This is a genomic window from Bacillus sp. PK3-067 (assembly GCF_056738645.1).
In genome coordinates this window covers 3,815,657-3,841,016 of sequence record NZ_CP096490.1, presented here as the reverse complement: position 1 = coordinate 3,841,016, position 25,360 = coordinate 3,815,657, and the positions used below count along the sequence as shown (strand labels likewise).

The following is a 25,360-nucleotide window of genomic DNA, read 5'->3' as shown; positions in this document are numbered from 1 at the left end:
GTTTATATGAAAGTTCGTATATTGGCATACATATGTATATTTTCTTTATATGTCAGTTTAGGCTCTTATTCTGTTTTTGCACAAGATAACTTGCATGAAGAAATTCAAAAGCATGCAAAAAAGTATGAGATTGCACCTCAAAATGCGATGATTGATAAAATATGGAAGGCAACACCTGGATATAATGGAAGACAAGTGGATATTGAAGCATCGTATAATAATATGAAGAAGCTAAAGGAATTTGATCAAAAATATCTTGAATTCAAAGAAGTCTCACCGAGTGTTCATTTAGAAGATTTATCACCCGCTCCAATTTATAGAGGCCATCCAAATAAAAAGATGGTAGGATTAACAATAAATGTGGCATGGGGAAATGAGTATTTGCCTCGCATATTAGAGATATTGAAAAAGCATGATGTGAAGGCCACTTTCTTTTTAGAAGGACGTTGGGTGAAAGAAAATTTACGATTTGCAAAAATGATTGTCGATGCAAATCAAGAAGTCGGAAATCATTCTTATACGCACCCTAATATGAAAACGCTATCGTCTGATGAAATACGAGAGCAGTTACAAAAAACAAATCGAATGATAGAAGTAGTAACGAATCAAAAAGTAAGATGGTTTGCCCCGCCGAGTGGAAGTTTTCGGGATGAAGTCGTGAAAATCGCTGATGATTTCCAAATGGGAACGATTATGTGGACTGTCGATACAATCGATTGGAAGCGACCTGAGCCAGATGTACTATTGCAGAGAGTAATGAGAAAAATACACCCAGGTGCTATCGTATTAATGCATCCTACTTCGTCAACGGCAGAAGCATTAGATACAATGATTAAAAAATTGAAGGAACAAGGATATAAAGTGGGGAATATAACAGAATTACTGGATGAAAAACGTGTGGATTAAATACATTTGCATGACATTCATCCTTAAACTTGTTATCATTAAATAATAGCACTTATTTAGAGAAACTGGCAGTAGGAGGAAAGTTTTTGATTAAAAAATATACTTGTAAAAATGGTGTAAGAATAGTTATGGAGAATATACCAACTGTAAGATCGGTTGCGATTGGTATTTGGATCCATGCGGGATCAAGAAATGAAAATGAAAAAAATAACGGGATTTCTCACTTTTTAGAGCATATGTTCTTTAAAGGGACAGAAACACGTAGTGCACGAGAGATTGCAGAATCATTTGATAGCATTGGTGGTCAAGTGAATGCATTTACTTCAAAAGAATATACATGTTACTATGCAAAAGTATTAGATGAGCATGCTAAATATGCTTTAGATGTTTTAGCAGACATGTTCTTTAATTCAACATTTGATGAGGAAGAACTGAAAAAAGAGAAGAATGTCGTATGTGAAGAAATTAAAATGTACGAAGATGCTCCAGATGATATTGTGCATGATATGTTAACGAAAGCAACATATGAAACGCATCCACTTGGATATCCTATTTTAGGAACAGAAGAAACGCTTAATACGTTTACAGGTGATACGTTACGTCAATATATAAAAGATCATTACACACCTGAAAATGTAGTTGTATCAATCGCAGGAAATATTGATGAAGCATTTTTACAAACAGTGGAGCAATATTTCGGTAGTTATGAAGGAACAACAAACCGTGAACAAGTACATAGCCCAATTTTCCATTTCAATAAGGTAGCCCGTAAAAAAGAAACGGAACAAGCTCATTTATGTCTAGGATATAAAGGCTTACAAATGGGACACGAAGATATTTATAACTTAATTGTATTAAATAATGTTTTAGGCGGTAGCATGAGTAGCCGTTTATTCCAAGAAGTACGTGAGCAACGTGGATTAGCTTACTCAGTATTTTCTTACCACTCTTCTTATGAAGATACAGGCATGTTAACACTTTACGGTGGAACAGGTAGCCAACAATTAGATACATTGTATGAAACAATGCAAGAAACATTAGAGACATTGAAAAATACAGGTATTACAGAAAAAGAGCTTATGAATAGTAAAGAGCAATTAAAAGGAAACTTAATGTTAAGTTTAGAAAGTACAAATAGCCGTATGAGCCGTAACGGTAAAAATGAATTGCTTCTTCGTAAACATCGTTCACTTGATGAGATTATTGAAAGTGTAAACACTGTAACAAAAGAAAATGTGGACGGATTAATTCGCAATATGTTTACTGACGAGTTCTCTGCGGCACTTATTAGTCCAGACGGAAAACTTCCAAAAGGAATAAAACTATAATCAATTTTTACGATGTATAAAAAATAACCTTCTCTCTTTTTAAATGAGAGAAGGTTATTTTTTTTATACATATAGAATAGGTACTAATTATAGACAATGCAAATGAAAAATTCATTAGGGGAGTGGAGTGTGTATGCGATTAAGTGAATTAAGTGGTAAAGAGGTTGTAGATATAGAAAAAGCGGAAAAAATGGGAGTCTTAGGTTATATGGATTTAGAGATTAATGAGAAAGACGGGCAAATACAAACACTTATAATACCTGTAGGGAAGTGGGGAGGTTTTAAAAAGGAACCACAAGAAGTAAGGGTGGCATGGAGTCAAATAAAGAAAGTCGGACACGATATGCTTCTTTGTGATAGTATAGATCGTTCAAATTCGGAGTGAAGGATGGCCATTTTGGTCATCTTTTTTTGTATCTACATAGAAACCTGATAAATCATATGTGCATTTGGATTTTCAATCACCATAAACTCGTACATTACATATGATGTGGAGGAAAAAGAAAAAGTAGGCACTTTTCTTATAAATGACAGAAAAAGAAGGTGAATTAGGGAATGTTGACTGAGATGCATATTGCTGTCATAGGAGGAGATGCAAGGCAGCTAGAAGTAATTCGTAAGCTAGTTGAATTGGATGCGAAACTTTCTTTGATAGGTTTTGATCAGTTAGATCATGGTTTCACAGGGGCAGCAAAAGAAAGTATACAAAATTTAGATTTCACTTCTGTAGACGCAATTATTTTGCCGGTTGCCGGTACAAATGCCAAAGGAGAAGTAGATACTATTTTTTCAAATGAAAAAGTTTCAATAACGAAAGAACAAATTGAAAATACACCAGAACACTTTACTATATATTCAGGTATTGGTACACCTTACTTGGAAAATCTCGTATCTACTACGAACCGAAAACTTGTTAAATTATTTGATCGTGATGATGTAGCAATATACAATTCTATTCCAACGGTAGAAGGTACATTAATGATGGTAATTCAACATACCGACTATACAATTCATGGGTCCAATGTAATGGTTCTAGGATTTGGTAGAACAGGAATGAGTGTTGCGAGAGCATTTCAATCATTAGGAGCCCATGTCAAAGTTGGAGCAAGACGATCTGAACATATTGCACGTATTACAGAAATGATGTTTTCTCCTTTTCATATGCAAGACATAGAGAAAAAAGTAGGAAATATCGATATTGTAATTAATACGATTCCACACCTCGTTGTAACAGCGAATGTTATTGCAAAAATGCCAGCTCATACGTTAGTGATTGATTTAGCTTCTAAACCAGGCGGTACCGACTTTAGATATGCAGAAAAAAGAGGAGTCAAAGCATTGCTAGCACCTGGATTACCAGGTATTGTTGCCCCAAAAACGGCTGGGCAAATCTTAGCAAATGTTCTTTCTCAGTTATTAGCAGCAGATGCAATCGCAAAGGAGGAGGAAAAGAAATGAGTTTGAAGGGGAAACGAATTGGTTTCGGATTTACAGGTTCACATTGTACGTATGAGGAAGTTATGCCGCACTTAGAAAAATTAATTGCTGAAGGAGCAGAAGTACGTCCTGTTGTTTCATACACTGTTCAATCAACAAATACTAGATTTGGAGAAGGAGCAGAGTGGATTAAGAAGATTGAAGAAATAACAGGTTTTAAAGCAATTAATTCAATTGTTGGAGCAGAGCCACTTGGACCTAAAATTCCATTAGACTGCATGGTAATCGCTCCTTTAACAGGAAATTCTATGAGTAAATTTGCAAATGCAATGACAGATTCTCCAGTACTAATGGCAGCAAAAGCGACGCTAAGAAATGGCAAGCCTGTCGTATTGGCAGTTTCGACGAATGATGCTTTAGGATTAAATGGGGTAAATCTAATTACACCAACAAGGTGACGACAAAGCATAAACGCTTATATGTCGCCATCTTGAGGGAGCTTAGGGTAAAGCACAAGTTCGAAATCATCGAGCCTTTGCCACTTTTCCTTTTTATAAACAGCTTTTTCTAAAACCGACTTTAGGAGGCTGTTTTTCTTTTTAGGATCATCTGTTTTAAAGTACAGATCAAGAACATGCTCTACTTGAGGTATTGTATCTTTCTTCACTTTTTCTTTCTTAATTTCGGTTTTAATTTCTTTCTTTAAGTTTTCCATCGTGGAAGTAATTTCAGTTATACGGTCAGAAACAACATTCGAGCGTTCTAAAAACATATCGACTGTGTAAACGCCACGTTCTAATAAATCATGTAAATTACTTTTTTGTTTTTGGACATCCACTAATTCTTTTTCAAGCTTGCGTAATGCAGCTTCATTCATTTGAATGACTTGCGTTTCTTTTAATTTGTCATCTTGCTTATGTTTTTCAAAATCAGCTTTATAATTGATGTACCATTCTTTTAATGCCTCGAGTAAACGCTTCTCAATTAATTCAGTATAACTTGATTTGTTTTCACAGCCACGGTGTTTACAATCCATCGTTTCTTTTCGATTCTTCGGATAACGTTGGACCATGCTATAACCACATTTACTACATTTAATAATGCCAGCTAGAGGATTTTTAATTCCGTTCGTATTGTAAGGAACGTGATATCTTGAGTTTAATTTTTCTTGTACTTGTTCAAATAAACTTTCCGGTATGATTGGCTTATGTTTGCCATCAGCAATAATCCAATCTGATTTATCTTGACGAGCACAACTTCTTTTTACGGCATCAGGCTGTTTTACTTCTTTTCGTTTTTGCCACGTTACTTTTCCGATGTACACATTATTTTTTAATATATCTAAGATGCTGTAGGGGTTCCATTCATTACCTAGCTTACTTTTGTAGCCAAGATCATTTAATTTGCTTCGGATTGCGTTAGCGCCCATATCCTCGTTTGCATACCAATCGAATATCATTCTTACAACAGAAGCTTCTTCTGAATTAATTGTTAAAGTACGTTCTCGCTTATTTAAACGGTGGATATCATAACCATAAGGCGCATGGGTACCGAGGTAATTACCAGCCTCCACGCTTGCTATACGGCCGCGTTGCATACGACGCGTAATAATTTTTAACTCCTTACGAGCCATAAACGCTTCAAATTCGCTATATTCTTCGTCCCACTCATCATTAAGGTCATATGTCTTTCTAGGGGTCATAATCTTCGTATTCGAGCGTTTAAACGTCTCTAAAATGATTCCTTGCTCCTTCATACCGCCACGACCTAAACGGTCCATATCCATACAAAGAACAACATCATATTTATTATCTTCAATTTCTTCAAGTAATGCTAACATCTCCGGTCGTTTCACTAAACTCTCACCAGAAACGATTTCCTCACGGACAGCTAAAACATTTAAGTTCATTTCCTTGGCAATTTTCAGCAGGGTAGAGCGGTGTTTTGCTAATGTTTCGCCTTCGCCGCGTGCTTCAGCTTCGAGGTCGGCACGGGACTTACGTAGGTAGATTGCAGTTTTCATAGTAGTACCTCCTTATTATTAGATATTATATGGGAAGAGAGTAAAGAGCAGAAGAAAATACCCTTCCAAAACATTCTAGGAAGGGGGATTTATTTCAACTTTAGTGTACTTGTAGCATTTTTCACTATCTTTTTTAAATATATATACAGTATCTTGAGTATGTACATCGTTCTCTTCTACAAGAATCCATTCGTTCTCGCTTTTAGTATATAAATGTACCAATTTCAGATCTTTTATATCGTTATATGTAAGGATTTCCATTAAATAGTTATATTTTTTAATCCCACCTTGATTGATAAGGTGTAAATATAAAATTGCAATTAAAAATATAATTTCTATAAAAGGAGACAAGAAAAAGCTAGTTGCTTGTTCTTGGGTTAATGTAAGTGCAAATAAATCTTTTTTTAGGGTTAAATAGTTTAAAGCTTGAAGGTATATACATGCCATGAAAAAATAACAGTATAAGATAAAGCCAGTTTTTTTTGTGCAAAATATAAGTAATTTTAATAAGCGATCCCAATTTTGGGGTATCTTAGTTTTAATTAGAGTTAGTACTATATAGAAAATAATTATAAATAAGGCCAGGATAAAAGATATTTGGATAAATTGAAAAAATATCTTAGAGGTAAGAAACTCTAGGCTACTTATACTATAAGAAAATGCGAATGATAAAAATTGGAAAATTATATAGAGAAACAGGGAGTTTACTAATAGTTTTGTTGTTCTTACCAATAAGCGAGTTCGCTTTGTTTCAAAAATTAGATCAAAGTTACTTTTATTTGTATAGGTAATAATGATACCGATTATTGGAGCAATAGTAGCTAAAAAAGTCCAAATTTCTTTAGTAAAAAAAGAAAGTAGGGTGTTTATTTGTTCCATTGTGATTCTCCTTTGATTTAAAGTAATGCTAATAGAATTTAGCGTACTTCCTTAACAAGAATGTTATTTTATTGAGCTGTAACAAATTTCTTAAAGAATGCGTTACGTTTAGTTTTATCATACACGTATGGATCGTTAAATTTTTTGACCCAAGATTTATCTTCAACTTTTAAATCTTCAATCTTAAATCCAAGATATGTATTCAAAGAACTTCTATCCAAGTTAGTACTATATGTTTTCCCATCGAACGGCAGAGTCATTTTTACTGTATTCAAATCTGGAAATTGTCTTAGTAATCTAGCAGGTTCACTTACAAACATTTTCTCAATGGCATCCCCTGTTGAAAAATATTGTTTATATTGTTCTTCAGTAACGTTGCTATCTGGTTTTGCTGATTTATAAGATGCAAATGAATCATGGAATGTAATTTCAGCATCTTTATTATTAAGTTTCATATCCTTAATAAAATTACCACCTCTAATGTTTTGGGCATAGGAAGTAAATTCTTTTTGTTTTTCTTCAGCTTTTTTTTGTTCCTCAGCTAACTTCTTCTCTTCAGCTTTTTGTTTCTCCTCAGCCTCTTTTTGTTCTTTAGCTTTTTGTTTCTCTTCGGCTTTTAGCTTTTCTTCAGCTTCTTTTTGCTCTTTAGCTTTTTGTTTCTCTTCGGCTTTTAGCTTTTCTTCAGCTTCTTTTTGCTCTTTAGCTTTTTGTTTCTCTTCGGTTTTTAGCTTTTCTTCAGCTTCTTTTTGCTCTTTAGCTTTTTGTTTTTCTTCGGCTTTTTGTTTTTCTTCAGTTTCTTTTTGTTCTTTAACCTTTTGCTTCTCTTCGGCTTTTAGCTTTTCTTCAGCTTTTTGTTTAGCGAGAATTTCTTGTTTTTCCTGTGGTGTCATGTTCATGTTAACTACAATTAATGAAATAATAGATAAAATAAAGGCTATACCTGTAAACTTAAAATATTTCTTAGTGTTTGGTTTCTTTTTTAAGCGAAATACCAAAGATGTGATTAATAAAATAAACGTGGCTAGCATTGCTATTGCAAATAGAAATGAGAAAAATATTTTCATTTATGTAGCTCCTAACTTATAAATTTGTATTTTAAATTCATATTAATAACTTTTTAAACTAGCAAAACTTTCTGGAATTCCATAGATCTCAGCTATTTCTTGAATTGATAGATTTGTATCTTGATATTCTGAAATCATTTCATCAGGTAATAAGAGTTCGACTGCAAATGTATTTGCTTCGATCTCTAATCGATCTACAGAAAAAAAGGTTTTATTTCGTAAAAATGGAGTATTAGCTTTTGGGTGTAATAGAGCATGTCCTAGTTCGTGAGCACAGACAAAGCGTTGTGTGGTTTCATCAATCCTATTATTAATATGAATGAATTTAAAGCGTTTATAAGTGTTGTAAAAACCAAGAGTATTTCCAAGGTCTTCAAACAACACTATAATATCTTTTCGTTTAGCAATTTCAAAGGGGTTTGTTGTGCCGTGTTTTTTTACGATTTTCATTACGTAGTCTTTAATTTTCATTTCTCGCTCCGTTCAATCTTTTTTATACTTGTTTGGAGTGAATTTTTGTTTTGCTAATTGTTTTGCCATGCGCATAGAGTTTTCTAGAGAAATACGAATCATTTCTTTTGTGTGTTCGTCTATTGGTTCTCCGTCAAACATTAAAGCATCTTCGCTATTTTCTAAGTCTTTTAAAGTCTTTTCTAAGTCACGAGCGATATCACGAGTATCTTTTTTGTTTAAATCAGGAAGTGCATTAGACATCCTTGATTCATCTTCTCTTCCTAATAAATAATCTGTTGTTACTCCTAAAACATTTGCTAAATCTTTTAGCATTTCGTTTGAGGGAGTGCTATGACCATTCTCATAGTTACTAATGGTGCCTTTAGTGGTATTTACTTTATCGGCTAATCCTTGCTGAGTGAGCTTACGCGTTTTACGCATCTCTTTTAATCTTTGTCTCAACATTTTTAGCACCTCCCGTTAATAAAAAGTACAAAGATATTGTACCTTATAAAGATGGATTGTAAAACTTTGTACAAGATAATTGTACAAATGTATTGACGTACAAGAATCTTATACATATAATGAAAGTACAAAATACTTATACAAGGAGCGAGACAGTGAACAAAAATATCAAATTAATTAGAGCTAGGAAAAAAAGCAAGTTAACGCAACAAGATCTTGCAAAAAGAATGAAAGTTACAAAATCTACAATAAGTAATTGGGAAAATGGTTATAGTAATCCAAATCTTGAAAAGGCTATTAGGTTAGCCACTATTCTTGGTAGTGATGTAAAGGATTTAATTTGATGTACAAGAGTACAAGAATCTTATACTTAATAGATGGAAAGCGGGTGAGAAAATGCCATCAACTAACATGGCAGTACCAACAGAACCGTCGCATACACATATAAAAAGCACTTCAAGAGGTGACACCATGAGCCAACAAGAAGAATATGCGGCGACTTATGAATTTGGAAAAACGAAAGTCCATGTTGTGGCTCCTGAGCCAAAATCACAAAAGGATATTGATAAAATCCGTCAAGCATATTACAAGGCTGGTTGGGCCATCATCAAAGAGATACAAGTAAAAGAAAACGTTGAGGAATAGTTCCTCTCTTTTTATACGAAAAGTAGACAAGTTACATATGTACTAAGTTCATTGTAACTATTTGAAAACTAAATATGGAGGCGAACAGATATGGGAACAAGCATATACTGCAATTCAGCAATAGGGGAATTATTACAGAATGCTAGAGAATGTTGTGACAATGTTCAGCTGAAAACGAAGAAAGGACTATCTAAGTACCTTGGTATTACACATGAAAGATTAACCCGTATTGAATCTGGACTTTCTAAACCAGAATTTGAACTTGCTATGGATTGGTGCCATGCAACAGGAGCAAAGTTAAATCAACAAGCAATTAAACATATTTATGGTGTTGGGTTACCACCTACAGATCCACGTTTAACTCAAGATGTAAATCTACAATTGATGAACTACATTAAACAAGCTGAAGAGGGAATTGCGGCAGCAAAGGAAATCATGAACTTACAAGTTACAACAAGGTCATGGAAACATGATGAAAAAAAGAAACATGAATACGCAGTTCATGCAAAAGAAATCTTCGATACAATCCAAGCTACTCAGTGTGTAGTACAAGCTCTTGAGCAAGTTCATTTTGGCATTATGGAACAAATACAAAGAAGTTGGTTGCAAAAGGCTATGGCGGAAAACGTTATTATTCAATCGGTCGATAGCTTAATGAATTTAACAAAGGTGCTTTGAGGGAGGAAGGAAAATGACAGTAGATTATAAGAAACCGAGTCTAAGAGAATATAAGGAATTAATTCGCTATGATGCAAAACTAACTGGTGAAATTAAAATAGCAGAATTACTCAATGAGGATTCAAAAACAGTTGAGTTAAAGCAAGAGAAGAAATTGTTGGGGATTCGAATCAAAATTATAGAAGCATCATTTATTTTGAAGCATAAATGGGTAAATAAAAAAGCTACCGCCTAGACAACAGTAGCTCTGAAAAATATCGTAAAGCAATTATAACATTATATAAATCATTTGGACAAGCCACTGTGCTTGTCGTTATGACCAGAAAGGGATTGTTCCTCCCATACCTCTACAATCCTTTCTGGTTGTAACGATGCGTACAGCATCAAATTAATTAGAAAGGAGATGTAATTCATGAACGATAAAAATAATCGTCTTCATGATCTTGTTCTTCCTGGAGATTTTTCATTTGCGAATAAACTTCGTAACTGTATGAGTGAATGTATTCATAACATGTTTAATGCAGAATCAACTGAAGAATCAAATCACTGGGAAGAAGAGCTAGAGCGCTGTATAAGGGAATTTAAAATGCTTCGTGATACAAAAGAGGAACATGAGGCATCGATGAGTTATCGTGTAGTGATTAAAGATTTAAGAGCAAGAGGAGTTAACGCTTCGTTAGTAACACGTAGAAAATAAAAAGATCTATCACTTGGCAGAGTGATAGACAAACGGTCTTGCAAAAGATCTTGGGATTAATTATATCAAATTAGCATTCGTATAACAACGGAGTGTGCTACATGTTATTAGACAAATCGTTACATAGAGTGTTGCTGAACCCTAAAGTGTTTCAACAAGCAACATCAGAGCAACACCTAATTTACTTAGTAAAACAATATCTCAAAATAGGATACAAGAATTATCGCTTATTACGTGTAGAGGACGGATTCGTGATATGTAAACGGGAGGATGAATAATATGGCAGTTTATAGACCAGTACACGTTTCATTTTGGCAGGATTCATTTGTTTTAGATCTTACACCGGAGGAGAAGTATTTCTACTTATATTTGATGACAAATAGTAAGACGTCTCAATCAGGAATCTATGAGCTTCCACTTCGTATCATTGAAACTGATACAGGATATAACCGTGAAACTGTTATGAAGCTATTAGAACGTTTTGCTGAGTACGGAAAAATTAATTACAACCAAAAAACAAAAGAGTTGTTCTTAATCAACTGGTTAAAATTCAATCCAATTAAAAATGTAAACATTGAAAAGTGTGTCTTAAAAGAGATTCAATCTGTGAAGGACCAGGATTTTTTAGTTGATTTCTATGAAACTTGTTTGCAATTAGAAAAAGAGCAAGATTTTAAAATTCCTCGTATTAAAGAGTATTTATCAGTCCGTTTGGAGGGGCTTATAAGGGGCTTCCAAGACCCTAGCAAGGAAGAAGAAAAAGAAGAAGAAAAAGAAAAAGAACAACAACAACAACAAGAAGAACGCGCAGGCGCGGAAGAAGTTGTTGAGGTTAATCCAATTTCTTTTTACGAGCAAAACTTCGGATTCATTACACCTTTTATCGCAGATGGTATTTATGCTTGGATAGATGATTTAAATGCAGAGCTAGTTATTAAGGCTATGGAGATTGCTTTAGAGAAGAATACGAGAAACATGTCTTACGTAAATACGATTTTAAGAGATTGGCATCTTAAAGGCTTTAAAACAGTAACTGATGTTGAGGCAGCTGATAAAGCATTTCGTGCTCAACGATTAACAAAATCGCAGCAACAAACACAAGCACCTTATCAACAAAAAGGATTATCGGAAACTACTAAAAACGTAATACAGCAGCAACAAGCATGGGAGCAGAACATTCCAACAGAAGAAGAACTTGCAGTACTTAACCAACAGAATGCGTGGTTGGCCAAATGAGTAACGATATGATTCGCAATGTTGAAGCTGAACAAAGTGTTTTAGGTAGCATAATCCAAGAAGGCGATTTAATTAAAGATTGTCAGCTAAAGGTAAAACAGTTTTCTTTACCAACACACCAAGTAATTTTTAAGGCAATGAGAGAATTAGAGGATGCTGAGGTTCCGATAGATCTTGTTGCTCTCATTGGAAAATTCGATGAAAGCTTTATGCATCAAATTGGCGGAATTGAATTCTTTGTAAACTTAACAGAAGTTGTTACGACTACTAAAAATTTCTCGTATCACGAAGGCTTAGTTATCGAAGCATGGAAAATGAGACATGCTCAAGAGGTTGCTGGTAATTTATATAACCGCCTTCAGCAAGATAGGGACATGAGTGTTATTAGTACATCTATTGATGAATTAAGCGCAATTGAAGAAACGGGTTACTCAGATGAATTTAACTTGAAAGATACGCTTGTTGATTTGTATAAGAACATGCAAGTTGATGTAGGAGATTTAACCGGTATACCAACTGGTTATGACGACCTGAACAGAATGACAGCAGGGTTCCAAGAGGGTGATTTAATCATTGTCGGTGCCCGCCCTTCAATGGGGAAAACAGCATTTGTATTAAACGTTGCTTTTCATGCAGCAAGTGCTCATACAGCAACAGGAATCTTTTCATTAGAAATGGGAGAAGAACAGTTACTTAAACGTATGATTTCAAGTACTGGAAATATAGAGGCTACAAAATTAAAGAATCCTAAGAAGCTATGTAATTTAAAGGATTGGGAAAAGATTAGTCAAGCAATGGGATTAATTAATGATTTGCCATTAGAAATTTACGATAAAGCAAATGTAACGATGCAAGAGATTTATGCAAAGGCTAGGAAATTAAAGCGTAAGTACCCTGATAAAAAGGTTTTAATTGCAATTGATTACTTGCAGCTTATTGTAGGGGATCCAAAGCATAGAGGGAACCGTATGCAAGAAATCGGTGAGATTAGTCGTAAGTTAAAACTGATGGCAAGGGAATTAAATGTATGTGTAGTTGCATTATCACAGTTAAGTCGTGCTGTAGAAAGTAGGCAAGATAAGAGACCGTTGCTATCAGATTTACGTGAGAATGGTCAAATTGAGCAAGATGCGGATTTAATCGCATTCTTATACCGTGAAGATTACTATGATCGCGAGACAGAAAATAAAAACATAACAGAAATTATTTTAGCGAAACAAAGGAACGGTCCAGTTGGTGTTGTTGAACTAGCATTCATTAAAGAATTTAGTAAGTTTGTAAATTTAGAGAGAAAGTTCAATCATCAACAGGAGGTTTAATCATGTTGTTACGTCAGGAAGTAGAACGTAGAAAACTAATAATCATTCGTAAATTATTGGGTTTAGGATTAGCTGAAATTAATGGACAAACATTAGATCAATTAACGTTAACGCAGCTTGAAGGGATTCTAATAGCAAGTTTGCAGGTATTGGAGGGGAAAAAACAATGCCAAAGCAATTAACAATTTTTGACGTGGAGCCAGTTGTATCATTTGATCCTAAGAAAGCTCATATTCACCGTTTGAATTCAAAATTACGGTATGCAGATGTGGTTGTGCAAATACCACGCCAAGTCAAAGCGATTGATGAATTAAAAGCAACGACAGCGCCTGATGAACGTTACGAATTATTTGAGGATTATACAATTGGGATTTGGCGTTATAAGCGAGTGGAGGATAAGCAATTTGCATGGGAAGAAGCAGAAGAAATGTGTAAACGAGCAAGAGATGAAAAAGAACCGATTCCAATTCGGCTCCATCTATCACTGGAACAATTATTTCTTCCGGAAAATGTTGTGCAATATCTATAGACAAATAAAAAAAGCTGAGATCACTCTCAACTTAATTCGACAAAGTAATTATAACATATGGGAGTGGTCACGGTGGCAGTAATTAATGAAAATATTGCTAAGATAAAAGCGGAAATTTCTTTAACAGAAAATATGATTTACGTTGTGAAAGATGGTCAGATTCATTCAATTGAACCACCAAAAACTGGATATGGAGAACAAATATTTGTGTATAAAAATGGGAAAGTAATTCGTATGGATGAGCGAAAAACTCAATTATTTGGATGCTAGAAAATGAATGAACACAGGGTAAGTTCTTTACTTATATAGAAGAATTTAAAGATAATGAAACAATTAAGGTAGTACATTTAATGGAAAAGGTGACTTATAATGATAGATGAATAAAACCGAGCGAATAACTACAATTTTAGGCGTTGTAAAGCAGGATATAAAAGAATCTGAACAAGTAATGTTAGATATAACATTTTATTAGCATTAAACCTTTATTTCTTATTATTGTGATATATTGTATCTGTGGAATTAAAAAATAGAGTGCTTTAATCTATTTTTTGGTAAAATAGATTAAAAGAGGAATAAAGGAGAAGAAGGAATGGATAAACAACAGTACGGAAAAGCTAAGAGGCAAATAATCATTATACCAGGAATTATGGGAAGTAAATTGAAAGAGCAGGCATTAACCCTATGGCTTCCCCATGTTCAGGCAATACTTGAAATGAATTTATATGAGAAGCTAAAGTATAATAATAAAAAACCAAAAGAAAATAGATTAATAGCTGATGGTTTATTAGGACCTTTTTACGGTAGGTTGAAAACATGCCTTGAAGATTATGCTTTATATGTAGATGAGTTTGCATATGATTGGAGAATTGATAATAACAAACATTTGGAAGATTTAGAGAAATTAATAGAATCTCGCAAAGAAGAAGTAGATGAAACTATAATAGTTGCCCATAGTATGGGAGGATTAATCGCTAAAGCGTGCTTAAATAATTATGCCGGAAAAGAATCGATAGAAAAAGTTAAAAAACTAATTACAATGGGGACCCCATGGGCAGGAGCACCTTCAGCGTATAAAGCTTTAAGGCATGGTGATGGCTTCCCTCGTGATAGAGTGCCAACAATATTATCAGCTAAGAAAGCAAAAGAAATTGTCTATAATTTTGCAAGTGTTTATCAATTGCTTCCAAATATGAAATATATGCACAATTATGATAAAAAATCAAAGTTACCTTTTACTGAATATGATGGAAAGGTGATGAAGAGTTGGGAGGATGTATATAGTGATATATATATGCCTTTGTTAAAAAATAATGATGTTGATTTTGTAGATGCATTTAATTCCTTTGTTAAATTAATAAATACGGATATTAATATAGAACATCATGAAATTATCGGTTATGGTAAAGGTACATATTGTGCGTTTGAAAGAGATAAAAAAGAAAAAACAAAAGCGATTTTTGGAGATGGCGATGGAACAGTGCCTTTAACTAGCGCTGAATCTAGCACTCCTAATAAATATTATGTAAATGGTGGGCATCAATTTTTACCTAATAATAGCATTGTGCTTGATATTGTAAGAGGCGTGATACATGGAGATGATATCAAAAATACGGAAGATTATTTGGTTCATCAAAAATTTAAAGAAAAATATATAAGCAACTTTAAAGCTAAAGTAATAAAAGTTGCTTGTCCAGTACTTGTATCTTTATCAGATTCGAATCATGGAGTCTTATATGGTAATGCAGAAAGTTTGTTAAACGAAAATGATAATAATTGGTTTGATGACCAATCTAATCGAGATGATATTGAAGTTACCTATATAGATGACACTACTTATATTTTATTACCTTATGAAGATGAAAAAGAGCTTGAGAGTATAATGCCAGATAAAATTGTTATAGAGGCATATGATGAGGGCGCTACTTCTATCTCTATTGAAGAGTATAAGGAAGGAAAAGTAACAGAAATAAATACTTATGATTCATTTATTATAGATCAGAATAAAACTGTAGAAGTAACACTGCCATTAAAATCGAGCGATAGTCGATTATCTATAATTGAAGATGGTAAGGTTCAATCTAAAGAACCAAAAACTGTAAAACCAACTGAAATAGATAAAGTGATTCCTCCAAAGACTAAATTAAATATAGAGAGTGAAAAACAAGTAAAGCTAGAAAATAAATTCAATACTTATATAATTGGTGGAGAGGTAAATCTAAATATACTGGATGTAATTCAGGGAACAAATCCAGTATCAGACACCTATTATTCAATAAATGACTCTAAATTCAACCTAATATTTAAAGAAAATATGGTAAAGCTAACATTAAACGAAGGAGAAAATACTTTAAAAATCTTTTCTGTCGATAGTGCTGGTAATGAAGAGAGTACACAGACATATACTCTTTACTACGTTGAAAATGTTATTCCAAAAATTATTATGAGATTTTATCCAAAGGCATATAAATTAGAATATGAACAACCAAACAAAGAAATGTATTCTGAGCTAAAGGTTAGGTTACCTAAGGTATCATTTGTGGTTGAACCTTCGGAAGGTGTAAATAAAGACACGAATATGATATCTTACCGTGGTTTAACAAGAGAGGTGAAAATTGAATATACAAATGTATTCAATGACAAAGAGGTGCTTTATAGTAAGATTGATGAAACCTTAATAACATCAGTTTTAGGAACACAAGGGACAGCTGAGCAATTAAATGAATTGTTAAGTGGTATTGGGGTAACACCTCCTATGACAGTTAGAATCACAAAAACGGATGAAAATGGGACACCGAAATCTATACAAACTAAATATATTCAAAAAGCAAAAGAAATTGTAATTGATCAAAAAATATTCTTTATTGAGATAGTAAGAGATGTTCGCCATAAAGTATCATTTCAAAATTTAGCAGAGGATATAAAAGTTGATGAGAAGGATCAACATATATTTAAATTTAAAGTTTTAGATGATACAGTAGAAGTGAAAAACCTAGATATACACTCTGAAATTAAAATGAGTTTCAAATCAGGAGAAGAATTCTCAAAAGAGCTATCTAGTTACTTTGATGAAAAAGATGATAATTATCATGTTGTACTAAATATTGATGATATAAAGCAGTATCTTAATCTATATTGGAGTAAGGATTCAGTAAATAAAATTGATTTAATCATTGAAGAGGTAGATAAAGCCAAGGATAAACATAAAGCACTTAGAGTTCAGCCAATAACCATTAGGTAATAAAGAGAGGAGGGGCAAAATGTTAACAATGATTGGTTTCAATTTGTCCCTGTTAGTAATATGTTCAATTGTTTTTGGAGTGCTGTGGTGGACCGCAAGTAGGCAATTATTTTTTGATTTAGCTTTTTTCTTAGTACTCATAGTAATATTAATACCGATATTTTTGATTATCAGTAACGTAGTATTCATTGAAAAAAATAATCTCTCTATGTGGAATTATATTTTTCCATTAAGTTATGCACTGATACCTATAATCAAAATGTATCGTGATAGAAAAAAACAAAAAACACAAAATGCAGTTTACAATAATTACGCACCGAAGATTCGTACAACGATCAAGGGGTTTTTTGAGGATTTATCTATTGATATCGATGAAAAAGATATTATTATTATTAAAAGTGAAGGGCGAAGAGATAGTAAGGATATCTTTAAAGTTGTTATAGATTTAGAGGTTTTTCAATATAATGAAGAATTTGTTCTTAAAAAGTTGAAAAATCTTCTTGAAGAAAAAATACCTGAAATTAAAGTAGACATAAAATTTAGGTTTGATTTTGATTCTCAAAAAAAAAATGAATTTAACTGTGAAATGAGTTTAATTTAAGGAAAGAACCACCTATTCAGGTGGTTCTTTTTAAGAATAAGAAGAAAGTGGAAATAAAGATTAATTCTTCCTAGGGAAGTGATATAATAATAAAAAGATAAATATCTTGTCCTACTGGAAAAACTAGCGGACATCAAACTATAAGAGCATTAGTGATATTGCTCTATAGTTTGGTGTCCGCTTTTTTGTTTTTATTAACAAAATATATAAGGGGTGTTTGTATATATGACGCAATTAACTTTCTTACCTAAAATTGATCGCAAAGCAACGCAGATTCGTGTAGAAGAGATTCTTGAAAATGTTCGTATTTATAGGCAATTTGGGATGATTAGACATGAGATGAAGGTTACAGCATCTAGCGAGGTAAGATATCACGGTCCAACAAATATAGTAGGGAAGCCAGCTGAAGATATTGCTTTAGCAAATGTTGCTATGAGTGAAAGGGAAGTGAAACTACAACGTTTATCTTTCCAAATTGATAAGGCATTAAGTCGTTTTAGTAAAAACCAAAGGGATATTATTGTAAAAAGATATTTAGAAGATGAAGAAGTCTTTGATTATATGGTTTATAACGAAATTGGTATGAGTGAGCGTACGTATAGACGAAATAAATCTAATGCTTTTTATAAACTAGCTTTTGCTCTTAGATTAGAAGTATATGAGGCAGAAGAAAGTGGAGGTAATGAATAATGAATTTTGTTCAACCAATACGTGATTTAGAGCAAATACAGCAGTTAAAAGAGTATTTTAAGGAAAAGAGTTTACGTAATTACATTCTCTTCATTATGGGTATTAATACAGGCCTCAGAATCTCAGATATTTTGAAATTGAAAGTAGGGGATGTTAAAAGCAGTCATATATCTATGCGGGAAAAGAAAACAGGGAAACAGAAACGAATACAAATTACTGCAGCACTGAAAAGAGAACTTAAATGGTTTATTATAGAAAGAGAAGACAGTGAGTATTTATTGCAAAGCAGACAAGGTAAGAATCGTCCAATTGGTCGTAGCATGGCATATAAGATATTAAGCGGGGCAGCGACAGAGTTCGGGTTAGATGAAATAGGAACACATACGTTAAGAAAAACATACGGTTATCACATGTACATGCAAACAAAAAACATAGCATTACTAATGGAGATATTCAATCACTCGTCAGAGAAGGTCACGTTACGTTATATAGGTGTAAACCAAGATGCAATGGACAAAGCAATGACTAGGTTTAAAATCTAGAGTATTGCAGCATTTTGGAAAAAAACACGCTAAGAGTATGCAAGATTTTATACAGTTCCAGTAGCAAACAAGAACCCTAAAACTGCGCTAGGATAGGAATGTATAAAAAAATGCATAGATCCATAGAACAAAAAAAGAAGGCTCCTTGGTGAGAGTACGGTTTCCTCTCTTTTCCTTGCTACCGATAATGATGTGTTATGTTAACCGAACATGTATATGATATACATATTACATTTTATCTATATTAAGTAAAGGTAACTATCATACAATGAAGATATCATTATAAATTATTTGGGGGATAAAAATGAAAAAATTTATATTTAGTTATTTAGCGTGTCTCATATTTTTTTCTATATTTACATCTAGCTTGCTATTTATAATAGACCCTGAAGGTATGGACGCATCGGGTTCCCCCTTGGCGATAGCTCTTCTTTACATTATATACGGGAGTATACCTGTACTTATAGGCTGTCTACTAGGAGAATTTTCTTATAGAAAAGTAAAAAAAAGTTATAAATTAAGTATTGGGATTCCCTTGTTTATATTATTAGGTTTTTCCTATGCATATTTAATGAGCATAGGATTATATGGAGGATATTTATTTCACTATACAATGCTTTTTATTAATTTTAGTCTTCCAATTATTTTATCTTCCTTAGTTTTTTATTTCATAAGACGAATAAACTGATGTTGATCAACTTCTGATAACGATAATTATGTAAATAGGCTGTCCATATGGGCAGCTTATTTTATTTTTCCACATAGCGTAGGTTATTTTGCAAAATGTTGGTGATATCACTATACAGTTACTCATAATTTTCGCACTGTGTAACTCAAAAGAGAAAGTTAAATGAAATCAATGATACCAAGGGATTCAGCGAAGGGGTCAGTTACACACAATATAAGATATGGGTAAGTGAATATAATGTGAAATCAAGATATAATAGGATTTGGAGGTGAATATTCAAATGGATTATGAGAAGTTAGTAATAGGTGTTGTTGGGGTAATAATAGGTGCGATATTAAATCATTTTTTAAATCAGATAAGAGAAAGGCGTGGCAGGGAATATAAGAATAAGGAGATAGTTTTAAAAGAAGTCTATGCTCCTTTATATAAGATATTATCGCAGGATAAAAGTTACATTTCAGGTTATAAAGGACCGGGAAAGTTAGGTGAAATAGAAAATATTATACATAGCAATAGTGAATTTGTAGACTCTAAATTAAGAGAAATTGTTGAAGCTACAAAAGCTGGGGTTCGTTTTATGGATGTAACATCAGGGGATTATAGTGGTCTTAAAGCAGGATATGATTTTGAAGAACTATTTTGCTATGTATATTCAAAGTATAATAGTTTGAGAAAAGAATTAGGGTTGCCATACGATAAATAACTAAGTATAAAACAATAATGTATAGAAAAAAGTGGCAGAGTCGTGACCGCTTTTTGGCAGTAAATGTGCCGGTTGTTTTGAAATCAATGTGATATATTTGTATTGTGAGTAGTGGCGGAAAAACATTGCTTGCAAAATTCCTCTGAAAATGGATCGTCATGACCGGTGGCGATGGTTGCAGATTGGATGAATAGTTGTTTCTTGTTTTCACATTCAATTGCAATTTACGTTGTGTAAACGGAGAAGGGCTTTTGCTCTTCTTTCAATTACTTAATTATTGTTGGAACAGATAAATTTAAACAACATTAGGTGATTGGAAGAAGAATAAAACTTCATTTACCGTAATTGAAATACAAATTAATACTTAATGAAAAATCATCCATTCAGGTGCTTTATTTTGTAGGATATCCTTCTTTTCTGTCGAATAGATAGAATGGGGAAGGAGGGGTAACAGTGAACAATCGTGGGAATGCAATTAAGCAAATAAATGAGTTTATCAGCTCGAAAAATGAAAAAGTAATGTTAATTAGAGGGACACACCAATATGCAAAGCATTCTTTGGTGTTAGAATTACTTGAACAAAGTAAGAATTTGAAAACAGGCGTATTCAGAGTTACAACATTTCAAAACGTTCCGTTGTTTTTGAATCAAGCAGGATACGATGTTCCAATGAATAAAACAATAACTTCTGGAAAACCATATCAGCTGAAAAATAAAATAATCTATTTTGATTCATTACCGACTAAATCAACATGGGGAAGAACACCTTCTGAATTAGATTTCGCTATAGTTTATCCAATGGATTCATTCTGTGATAAGAAAAATGAAGCTAAAGAAGAGCTTATGCGTGATATTCTTGAATGGAAAAATATAAAGAAGGTTTTCATCGTTTCATGGACAGACGTCAGATGGAATTATGAATGGTTAAAACCATATGTTGATAGATCGATAGTATTTGATGCTGAAGAAGAGAATCCAGAATATCACAAGAATGTACTTAAATGATTAAAGCATCCAAAACGGGTGCTTTTTATTTTGAAGTTTAAATTAGATTTCGTTATGGATTGTTCAAAATAAGATTCTTTTCATTTAAAAGCATGAAACTTTTCAAAAGTAGTTATTTTTATTTTGTATAATAAATCTAAGGCGATTTGAAAGGGGATGTTCAGGTGAGGAAATTGGATCGTTTTACTAAACCATATTTTGAAATAAGAGGAGAAAAAGAAGTTGGAGTGTATGAAATAGTTAGACATAAAAGTAATGAATCTATTCTGTTCGAAGAAAAATTCAATTCATTAAAAGAAGCTAGGATGTTTATTTATCAATATGCTCATAATAATTTAGAATGGTTAAATGTAAACAGTGATATAAGTGAGTTTAACTTTAAAGATAATAGAGATGAGAAAGATAATAAGTGGCATGATAATGCAATCGAAAAAGTTTATAAAAAGGAATATAAAGACCTTAAAGATTGGAAGAAATAAAAGTAGCAAATTTGCTGCTTTTTTATTTTATAAGAGAACTCTTTGTATGTGTATATTTTGCTTAGGTCGAATTCTAGTTTTGGTTCTTTGTTTTCCATTTGTTTTACCTACATTTCAATCTGAGTTAATATAACAACTTACATATAATAGCACTAAGCGTTCACATAGTGGCTGCTTTTTATTATGGTGGACCAATTAGTAAATGAACGTATATTTTTGTAGCATTCCTTCGTTTTATGTAGAATAGGTATTACGAGAGGAGATGAATATTTTGATTCCGGAAATTAATAAGGAAATGGAAGCATTAATTAGAAGGTGGGGTTTACCGAAGGTTCTTAAAGAGCAAGGAGATAATATTGATTTCAAATTTGATGATAATGGATTAGTTGATACCAAGGAAAGTGGTTATGGGGTTGAAGATGGGAAAGTAAAGTTTGCCATTTGGAATAAACGAACTGGAAAAGTTTTATTTACCATGGATTTTCATAAACCTAATTCAATGATAATTGATCTACGTCAATGGAATGAAAAAACACTAATAGTAGATTTGTTATATGTTCATGAAGAATCCTTGAGAAAAAAAGGAATATCTAGCTTTTATATTGAAAAAATTAAAAGTATTACGGAACATATCTATGTAATAGCTAATACAAATGCAAATAAATTCAAAGGTAGTAGTAAAGTTAATGCGTTAACACAAAAAGAGTTAAAAGATTTTTATGAAAAAAGAAATATAAATCTATTAAACTGAAACATCCGTAATGGGTGTTTTTTTATTGTGTAAAAATTACGTAGGTGATGATTCGTGTGTTTGGGATATTTAAAAAGTTTATGAATGATATGATTGCTCTTTTTCAACAAACCATTCAGTTATTCAAGGATACTAATCACAAACAATTCACTATAACTTCATTAAAAATTTTAAATCCCATAGATAAGATGGTCGAAAAGGAAATGGCGCAATTGAAGGATATAAAGGATGAGAAGGAGTGGGGATAATTGAATAGTGTTATAGATGGTAAGATTGCTGCACTTGGTCTTATACCTATTGATAAGAAAGCATATATCAAATACTTTAAACCTCATGAGAAAGCGTACAAGAAGGCTGGGATTAATGTTAATCGATTCAAGTATTACAAACTATATGGCGAGAAACACATGCTTTATTCTGTAGAATATCTGGAACAAACATCAATAAAAGAATTACTGGAAAGAGATAAAGGTAATAAAGTACGTTGGGTAAAGACGGATGAATGAATACAAAACAAAACAACAGAAGCGTAAGTTCTATGACAGTGGTGAGTGGAAGAGAACACGAGAACGAGTAAAGAAGCGTGACAACTATGAGTGTCAGGAATGTAAACGTAATGGTCGTGTTCAAACTGATACCAATGAGTATAGTGAGAGTGCAAGGCGTAAGAAGACTCAACTTGTTGTCCATCATATAAAAGAACTTGAACATCATCCGGAACTTGCATTGGAAATGGACAATCTAGAAACAGTCTGTGTGAATTGCCATAATAAAGAACATGGTAGAACATTCAAAAAGAAAATCAACAAATGGGAACATGATGAAAAATGGTAAAAAAGAATCGGCAATAACAATCCCCCCCTTTAAAATATTTCATCAAAAATTGTTCTAAGGGGCACCGGAGGAGGGGGTCGTTTTTCCAGATTTTTAAGTTGTCTCGTATAGGACCCCTACCCAGTATGAAAATATGATTGAATCGAGGTGATATTATGGCGGATATTGATGAGCGTGAGGTGCTAGTTAACAAAGAAAAAAATCGTTTGAAAAGATTATTTAAAGACATCCCACCTAGTAAGTTAAAAGTGGTTGAAGGATTAATTATTCAGGCAGCAAGATTACGAGTTTTATTAAATGAGATGTGGATGGATATATCTGAGAATGGTGACTATGAAATGTTCTCACAATCTGATAAAACAGAGCCGTATGAAAGAGAACGACCTGTTGCCCGGTTATATAATACTCGTGATCAATCATATCAAAGGGTCATTAAACAACTAACGGATTTGTTGCCAGAAGGAAATAATAAAAAAGAAATTAAGAAATATTCGGCAAGTGATTTAATATGATTGTTCATAAGTATGTAAGTGAATATATAGAACTATATGAAATAGGAACAGTGGTATTAAATAAAGAACGTATCATGCTTATAAGTTATTTAAAGCAAGATATATTAACTCGTAATGATTTACATTTTGATGTGGATTTAATTCATAAATGTGTAACTTTCATAGAAAAGTGGCATTTCAAATTAAATTCCTTTCAGAAATTTTTAATAGCATTTGTGTTTTTGTTTGATGAATATGAGGATGTTTATTTTGATCAACACTTCTGGATGATGGCAAGGGGTGCTGGTAAAAACGGATTGATTAGTGCATTGACACACTTCTTTATTAGCGAATTGCACGGTATTGAACATTACAACGTATCGGTAGTTGCTAATACAGAAAGACAAGCTAAAACTTCTTTTATAGATGTTTATGAAAAGAATAAAAAACATGAAATATTAGACGAGTTATTTGTATCAACAAAACAATTGATAACAAATAAAGCTACTCGTTCGACTTTTGAATTTCATACGTCTAATGCAGGGAGTAAAGACTCGTTAAGGGACGGGTGTGTTATTTACGATGAGATACATAGATATGAAAATAGCGATGTTGTAGAAGTGTTCTCTAGCGGTTTAGGTAAAGTTCCTAACTCTAGGGAATTTTTTATTACCACAGATGGATTTGTTCGTGAGGGTTATCTTGACAAAATGAAAGAGCGAGCTATGAATATCCTGAAAGGGAAAGAAAAAGAAGATAGATTGTTTCCTTTTATTTGTAAGCTTGATAACGCTGAAGAAGTAGATAATCCTGATATGTGGGAAAAAGCAAATCCAATGTTTAGTAAGCCAATGAGTCAATACGCTAGAGGGTTGTTTAAGAAAGTTATGCGTCAGTATAAAAATCTAGAAAACGACCCGTCTAATAGAGAAAATTTCATGACTAAGAGGATGAATATACCGGAAGTAGATTTAACAAAGTCTGTAGCTTCATGGGAAGAAATCATGCGTACTGGTTTTGAAGAAGATGGAGAAACACTGAGAGAAGTTCCAGATTTAAAGCACAAAGTAGCTGTAGGCGGTCTCGACTTCGCCAGCATCAAAGACTTCGCAGCAGTCGGCTTGCTATTTAAACATGGTGAAGATTATATATGGAAAGGTCATTCATTTGTACGTAAAGGATTCTTGGACAAGGTGAAATTAAAAGCGCCTATTTATGAATGGGCTGAAAATGGCTTACTAACTATTGTGGATGAGCCGGTTATTAATATCTCTCATATTGTGGATTGGTTTGTAAAAATGCGTGAGATATACGGATTTAACACAATAGTAGCTGATACATTCCGTCTTGATCTTGTTAAAACAGCACTTGAAGCTGAAGGTTTCATATTGTTATACATCCGTAACCCAAAAGCTATTCATTCTTTATTAGCGCCAAGGGTAGAAACGTTATTTGCAAACAATCGTATTATTTTTGGTGATAATCCATTAATGCGTTGGTACACCAATAACGTCTACGTCCACATCAAAAAAGACGGCAACAAAGAATATTTGAAGAAAGATGAATTTAAGAGAAAAACAGATGGATTCCAAGCCTTTATCCATGCATTATGGCAAGCGGATAACATTCTTGTGGATGAATTCGACTTTATGTTAGACAGTATTAAATTCTAATAAAGG

Annotated in this window: 32 protein-coding genes and 2 pseudogenes; 29 read left to right on the top strand and 5 right to left on the bottom strand. The window is 33.0% G+C overall.

Annotated elements, in window-relative coordinates:
- Positions 1-6 precede the first annotated feature (6 nt).
- The 5 genes and pseudogenes from M1D73_RS19635 to dpaB form a co-directional block, all read left to right on the top strand.
- Positions 7-906, top strand: coding sequence for a polysaccharide deacetylase family protein (locus tag M1D73_RS19635; RefSeq protein WP_000868217.1), 900 nt, complete (start codon positions 7-9; stop codon positions 904-906).
- 86 nt (positions 907-992) lie between these two features.
- Positions 993-2,234: a M16 family metallopeptidase gene (locus M1D73_RS19630; protein WP_000592996.1), complete on the top strand. Its 1,242-nt coding sequence runs from the start codon at positions 993-995 to the stop codon at positions 2,232-2,234.
- A gap of 133 nt (positions 2,235-2,367) precedes the next feature.
- Positions 2,368-2,619, top strand: coding sequence for a YlmC/YmxH family sporulation protein (locus M1D73_RS19625; protein ID WP_001239759.1), 252 nt, complete (start codon positions 2,368-2,370; stop codon positions 2,617-2,619).
- Positions 2,620-2,789: 170 nt separating this feature from the next.
- Complete coding sequence (gene dpaA, locus M1D73_RS19620) at positions 2,790-3,692, top strand: dipicolinic acid synthetase subunit A (protein WP_000954739.1); 903 nt, start codon at positions 2,790-2,792, stop codon at positions 3,690-3,692.
- A pseudogene (gene dpaB, locus M1D73_RS19615) lies at positions 3,689-4,114 on the top strand (dipicolinate synthase subunit B); the annotation flags it as partial. The gene dpaA and the pseudogene dpaB, both read left to right, overlap by 4 nt.
- Before the next feature lie 32 nt (positions 4,115-4,146).
- Here the strand turns inward: dpaB and M1D73_RS19610 are convergent.
- The 5 genes from M1D73_RS19610 to M1D73_RS19590 form a co-directional block, all read right to left on the bottom strand.
- Positions 4,147-5,694: a recombinase family protein gene (locus tag M1D73_RS19610; protein WP_481157959.1), complete on the bottom strand. Its 1,548-nt coding sequence runs from the start codon at positions 5,692-5,694 to the stop codon at positions 4,147-4,149.
- A 75-nt stretch (positions 5,695-5,769) separates the two neighbouring features.
- Positions 5,770-6,573 carry a hypothetical protein gene (locus M1D73_RS19605; RefSeq protein ID WP_242294613.1) on the bottom strand — a complete coding sequence of 268 codons (804 nt, stop codon included), beginning with the start codon at positions 6,571-6,573 and terminating at the stop codon, positions 5,770-5,772.
- Between the two features lie 68 nt (positions 6,574-6,641).
- Positions 6,642-7,637 carry a hypothetical protein gene (locus M1D73_RS19600; protein WP_481157958.1) on the bottom strand — a complete coding sequence of 332 codons (996 nt, stop codon included), beginning with the start codon at positions 7,635-7,637 and terminating at the stop codon, positions 6,642-6,644.
- 42 nt (positions 7,638-7,679) lie between these two features.
- Positions 7,680-8,108, bottom strand: a complete 429-nt coding sequence (locus M1D73_RS19595; RefSeq protein WP_481157957.1) for an ImmA/IrrE family metallo-endopeptidase — start codon at positions 8,106-8,108, stop codon at positions 7,680-7,682.
- A 12-nt stretch (positions 8,109-8,120) separates the two neighbouring features.
- Positions 8,121-8,555, bottom strand: coding sequence for a helix-turn-helix domain-containing protein (locus M1D73_RS19590; RefSeq protein ID WP_000946008.1), 435 nt, complete (start codon positions 8,553-8,555; stop codon positions 8,121-8,123).
- Positions 8,556-8,710: 155 nt separating this feature from the next.
- Here M1D73_RS19590 and M1D73_RS19585 point away from each other — a divergent pair, with 155 nt between their 5' ends.
- The 24 genes and pseudogenes from M1D73_RS19585 (at position 8,711) to M1D73_RS19470 (ending at position 25,354) form a co-directional block, all read left to right on the top strand.
- Positions 8,711-8,899 carry a helix-turn-helix transcriptional regulator gene (locus tag M1D73_RS19585; RefSeq protein WP_033693366.1) on the top strand — a complete coding sequence of 63 codons (189 nt, stop codon included), beginning with the start codon at positions 8,711-8,713 and terminating at the stop codon, positions 8,897-8,899.
- A 52-nt stretch (positions 8,900-8,951) separates the two neighbouring features.
- Entirely contained in the window at positions 8,952-9,200 is a 249-nt protein-coding gene (locus M1D73_RS19580) for a hypothetical protein (protein WP_098093460.1), read from the top strand.
- Between the two features lie 90 nt (positions 9,201-9,290).
- The gene (locus tag M1D73_RS19575) at positions 9,291-9,878 is read left to right on the top strand and encodes a hypothetical protein (protein ID WP_000537277.1); all 588 of its coding nucleotides are present in this window, start codon (positions 9,291-9,293) and stop codon (positions 9,876-9,878) included.
- A gap of 13 nt (positions 9,879-9,891) precedes the next feature.
- Positions 9,892-10,113: a hypothetical protein gene (locus tag M1D73_RS19570; RefSeq protein ID WP_000215317.1), complete on the top strand. Its 222-nt coding sequence runs from the start codon at positions 9,892-9,894 to the stop codon at positions 10,111-10,113.
- A 177-nt stretch (positions 10,114-10,290) separates the two neighbouring features.
- Positions 10,291-10,575 carry a hypothetical protein gene (locus M1D73_RS19565; protein WP_000998370.1) on the top strand — a complete coding sequence of 95 codons (285 nt, stop codon included), beginning with the start codon at positions 10,291-10,293 and terminating at the stop codon, positions 10,573-10,575.
- A 279-nt stretch (positions 10,576-10,854) separates the two neighbouring features.
- Entirely contained in the window at positions 10,855-11,811 is a 957-nt protein-coding gene (locus tag M1D73_RS19560; protein WP_481157956.1) for a DnaD domain-containing protein, read from the top strand.
- Complete coding sequence (gene dnaB, locus M1D73_RS19555; protein WP_481157955.1) at positions 11,808-13,130, top strand: replicative DNA helicase; 1,323 nt, start codon at positions 11,808-11,810, stop codon at positions 13,128-13,130. Before M1D73_RS19560 ends, dnaB begins: the two co-directional genes overlap by 4 nt.
- Positions 13,131-13,132: 2 nt before the next feature.
- Positions 13,133-13,322, top strand: a pseudogene (locus tag M1D73_RS19550) (hypothetical protein).
- A complete protein-coding gene (locus tag M1D73_RS19545; RefSeq protein WP_481157954.1) occupies positions 13,297-13,659 on the top strand; it encodes a cell division protein SepF in 363 nt (120 codons plus the stop codon). The pseudogene M1D73_RS19550 and the gene M1D73_RS19545 overlap by 26 nt, the downstream one beginning before the upstream one ends.
- A 72-nt stretch (positions 13,660-13,731) precedes the next feature.
- On the top strand, positions 13,732-13,929 hold the full coding sequence (locus tag M1D73_RS19540; protein WP_481157953.1) for a DUF3954 domain-containing protein: 198 nt from the start codon (positions 13,732-13,734) through the stop codon (positions 13,927-13,929).
- A gap of 319 nt (positions 13,930-14,248) precedes the next feature.
- The gene (locus M1D73_RS19535; protein WP_481157952.1) at positions 14,249-16,897 is read left to right on the top strand and encodes a lipase/acyltransferase domain-containing protein; all 2,649 of its coding nucleotides are present in this window, start codon (positions 14,249-14,251) and stop codon (positions 16,895-16,897) included.
- Between the two features lie 19 nt (positions 16,898-16,916).
- On the top strand, positions 16,917-17,498 hold the full coding sequence (locus M1D73_RS19530) for an RNA helicase (RefSeq protein ID WP_366985128.1): 582 nt from the start codon (positions 16,917-16,919) through the stop codon (positions 17,496-17,498).
- A 225-nt stretch (positions 17,499-17,723) separates the two neighbouring features.
- Entirely contained in the window at positions 17,724-18,188 is a 465-nt protein-coding gene (locus M1D73_RS19525; protein ID WP_098605673.1) for an ArpU family phage packaging/lysis transcriptional regulator, read from the top strand.
- Positions 18,188-18,730, top strand: a complete 543-nt coding sequence (locus M1D73_RS19520) for a site-specific integrase (RefSeq protein WP_320483679.1) — start codon at positions 18,188-18,190, stop codon at positions 18,728-18,730. The genes M1D73_RS19525 and M1D73_RS19520 overlap by 1 nt, the downstream gene beginning before the upstream one ends.
- A 304-nt stretch (positions 18,731-19,034) precedes the next feature.
- A complete protein-coding gene (locus M1D73_RS19515; RefSeq protein ID WP_000713434.1) occupies positions 19,035-19,418 on the top strand; it encodes a hypothetical protein in 384 nt (127 codons plus the stop codon).
- A gap of 280 nt (positions 19,419-19,698) precedes the next feature.
- Positions 19,699-20,121 (top strand): hypothetical protein, encoded by a 423-nt coding sequence (locus tag M1D73_RS19510; protein ID WP_065845244.1) that lies wholly within the window; start codon positions 19,699-19,701, stop codon positions 20,119-20,121.
- 453 nt (positions 20,122-20,574) lie between these two features.
- Positions 20,575-21,126, top strand: a complete 552-nt coding sequence (locus tag M1D73_RS19505) for a hypothetical protein (protein WP_065845245.1) — start codon at positions 20,575-20,577, stop codon at positions 21,124-21,126.
- A gap of 164 nt (positions 21,127-21,290) precedes the next feature.
- Complete coding sequence (locus tag M1D73_RS19500) at positions 21,291-21,605, top strand: hypothetical protein (RefSeq protein ID WP_065845246.1); 315 nt, start codon at positions 21,291-21,293, stop codon at positions 21,603-21,605.
- 271 nt (positions 21,606-21,876) lie between these two features.
- The gene (locus M1D73_RS19495; protein ID WP_481157951.1) at positions 21,877-22,356 is read left to right on the top strand and encodes a hypothetical protein; all 480 of its coding nucleotides are present in this window, start codon (positions 21,877-21,879) and stop codon (positions 22,354-22,356) included.
- A 56-nt stretch (positions 22,357-22,412) separates the two neighbouring features.
- The gene (locus tag M1D73_RS19490) at positions 22,413-22,604 is read left to right on the top strand and encodes a hypothetical protein (protein ID WP_065845248.1); all 192 of its coding nucleotides are present in this window, start codon (positions 22,413-22,415) and stop codon (positions 22,602-22,604) included.
- The gene (locus M1D73_RS19485; RefSeq protein ID WP_065845249.1) at positions 22,605-22,862 is read left to right on the top strand and encodes a hydrolase; all 258 of its coding nucleotides are present in this window, start codon (positions 22,605-22,607) and stop codon (positions 22,860-22,862) included.
- Positions 22,855-23,190 (top strand): HNH endonuclease, encoded by a 336-nt coding sequence (locus tag M1D73_RS19480; RefSeq protein ID WP_065845250.1) that lies wholly within the window; start codon positions 22,855-22,857, stop codon positions 23,188-23,190. The genes M1D73_RS19485 and M1D73_RS19480 overlap by 8 nt, the downstream gene beginning before the upstream one ends.
- Before the next feature lie 155 nt (positions 23,191-23,345).
- The gene (locus M1D73_RS19475) at positions 23,346-23,702 is read left to right on the top strand and encodes a hypothetical protein (RefSeq protein ID WP_000763336.1); all 357 of its coding nucleotides are present in this window, start codon (positions 23,346-23,348) and stop codon (positions 23,700-23,702) included.
- Positions 23,699-25,354, top strand: coding sequence for a terminase TerL endonuclease subunit (locus M1D73_RS19470; RefSeq protein WP_221818458.1), 1,656 nt, complete (start codon positions 23,699-23,701; stop codon positions 25,352-25,354). The genes M1D73_RS19475 and M1D73_RS19470 overlap by 4 nt, the downstream gene beginning before the upstream one ends.
- Positions 25,355-25,360 lie beyond the last annotated feature (6 nt).

Bases quoted from the DNA above. Each gene is read 5' to 3' on its own strand.
- M1D73_RS19635 (WP_000868217.1), top strand. From the start codon at position 7: ATGAAAGTTCGTATATTGGCATACATATGTATATTTTCTTTATATGTC.
- M1D73_RS19625 (WP_001239759.1), top strand. From the start codon at position 2,368: ATGCGATTAAGTGAATTAAGTGGTAAAGAGGTTGTAGATATAGAAAAA.
- dpaA (WP_000954739.1), top strand. From the start codon at position 2,790: ATGTTGACTGAGATGCATATTGCTGTCATAGGAGGAGATGCAAGGCAG.
- M1D73_RS19610 (WP_481157959.1), bottom strand. From the start codon at position 5,694: ATGAAAACTGCAATCTACCTACGTAAGTCCCGTGCCGACCTCGAAGCT.
- M1D73_RS19605 (WP_242294613.1), bottom strand. From the start codon at position 6,573: ATGGAACAAATAAACACCCTACTTTCTTTTTTTACTAAAGAAATTTGG.
- M1D73_RS19600 (WP_481157958.1), bottom strand. From the start codon at position 7,637: ATGAAAATATTTTTCTCATTTCTATTTGCAATAGCAATGCTAGCCACG.
- M1D73_RS19595 (WP_481157957.1), bottom strand. From the start codon at position 8,108: ATGAAAATTAAAGACTACGTAATGAAAATCGTAAAAAAACACGGCACA.
- M1D73_RS19590 (WP_000946008.1), bottom strand. From the start codon at position 8,555: ATGTTGAGACAAAGATTAAAAGAGATGCGTAAAACGCGTAAGCTCACT.
- M1D73_RS19580 (WP_098093460.1), top strand. From the start codon at position 8,952: ATGCCATCAACTAACATGGCAGTACCAACAGAACCGTCGCATACACAT.
- M1D73_RS19575 (WP_000537277.1), top strand. From the start codon at position 9,291: ATGGGAACAAGCATATACTGCAATTCAGCAATAGGGGAATTATTACAG.
- M1D73_RS19570 (WP_000215317.1), top strand. From the start codon at position 9,892: ATGACAGTAGATTATAAGAAACCGAGTCTAAGAGAATATAAGGAATTA.
- M1D73_RS19565 (WP_000998370.1), top strand. From the start codon at position 10,291: ATGAACGATAAAAATAATCGTCTTCATGATCTTGTTCTTCCTGGAGAT.
- M1D73_RS19560 (WP_481157956.1), top strand. From the start codon at position 10,855: ATGGCAGTTTATAGACCAGTACACGTTTCATTTTGGCAGGATTCATTT.
- dnaB (WP_481157955.1), top strand. From the start codon at position 11,808: ATGAGTAACGATATGATTCGCAATGTTGAAGCTGAACAAAGTGTTTTA.
- M1D73_RS19545 (WP_481157954.1), top strand. From the start codon at position 13,297: ATGCCAAAGCAATTAACAATTTTTGACGTGGAGCCAGTTGTATCATTT.
- M1D73_RS19535 (WP_481157952.1), top strand. From the start codon at position 14,249: ATGGATAAACAACAGTACGGAAAAGCTAAGAGGCAAATAATCATTATA.
- M1D73_RS19530 (WP_366985128.1), top strand. From the start codon at position 16,917: ATGTTAACAATGATTGGTTTCAATTTGTCCCTGTTAGTAATATGTTCA.
- M1D73_RS19525 (WP_098605673.1), top strand. From the start codon at position 17,724: ATGACGCAATTAACTTTCTTACCTAAAATTGATCGCAAAGCAACGCAG.
- M1D73_RS19520 (WP_320483679.1), top strand. From the start codon at position 18,188: ATGAATTTTGTTCAACCAATACGTGATTTAGAGCAAATACAGCAGTTA.
- M1D73_RS19515 (WP_000713434.1), top strand. From the start codon at position 19,035: ATGAAAAAATTTATATTTAGTTATTTAGCGTGTCTCATATTTTTTTCT.
- M1D73_RS19510 (WP_065845244.1), top strand. From the start codon at position 19,699: ATGGATTATGAGAAGTTAGTAATAGGTGTTGTTGGGGTAATAATAGGT.
- M1D73_RS19480 (WP_065845250.1), top strand. From the start codon at position 22,855: ATGAATGAATACAAAACAAAACAACAGAAGCGTAAGTTCTATGACAGT.
- M1D73_RS19475 (WP_000763336.1), top strand. From the start codon at position 23,346: ATGGCGGATATTGATGAGCGTGAGGTGCTAGTTAACAAAGAAAAAAAT.
- M1D73_RS19470 (WP_221818458.1), top strand. From the start codon at position 23,699: ATGATTGTTCATAAGTATGTAAGTGAATATATAGAACTATATGAAATA.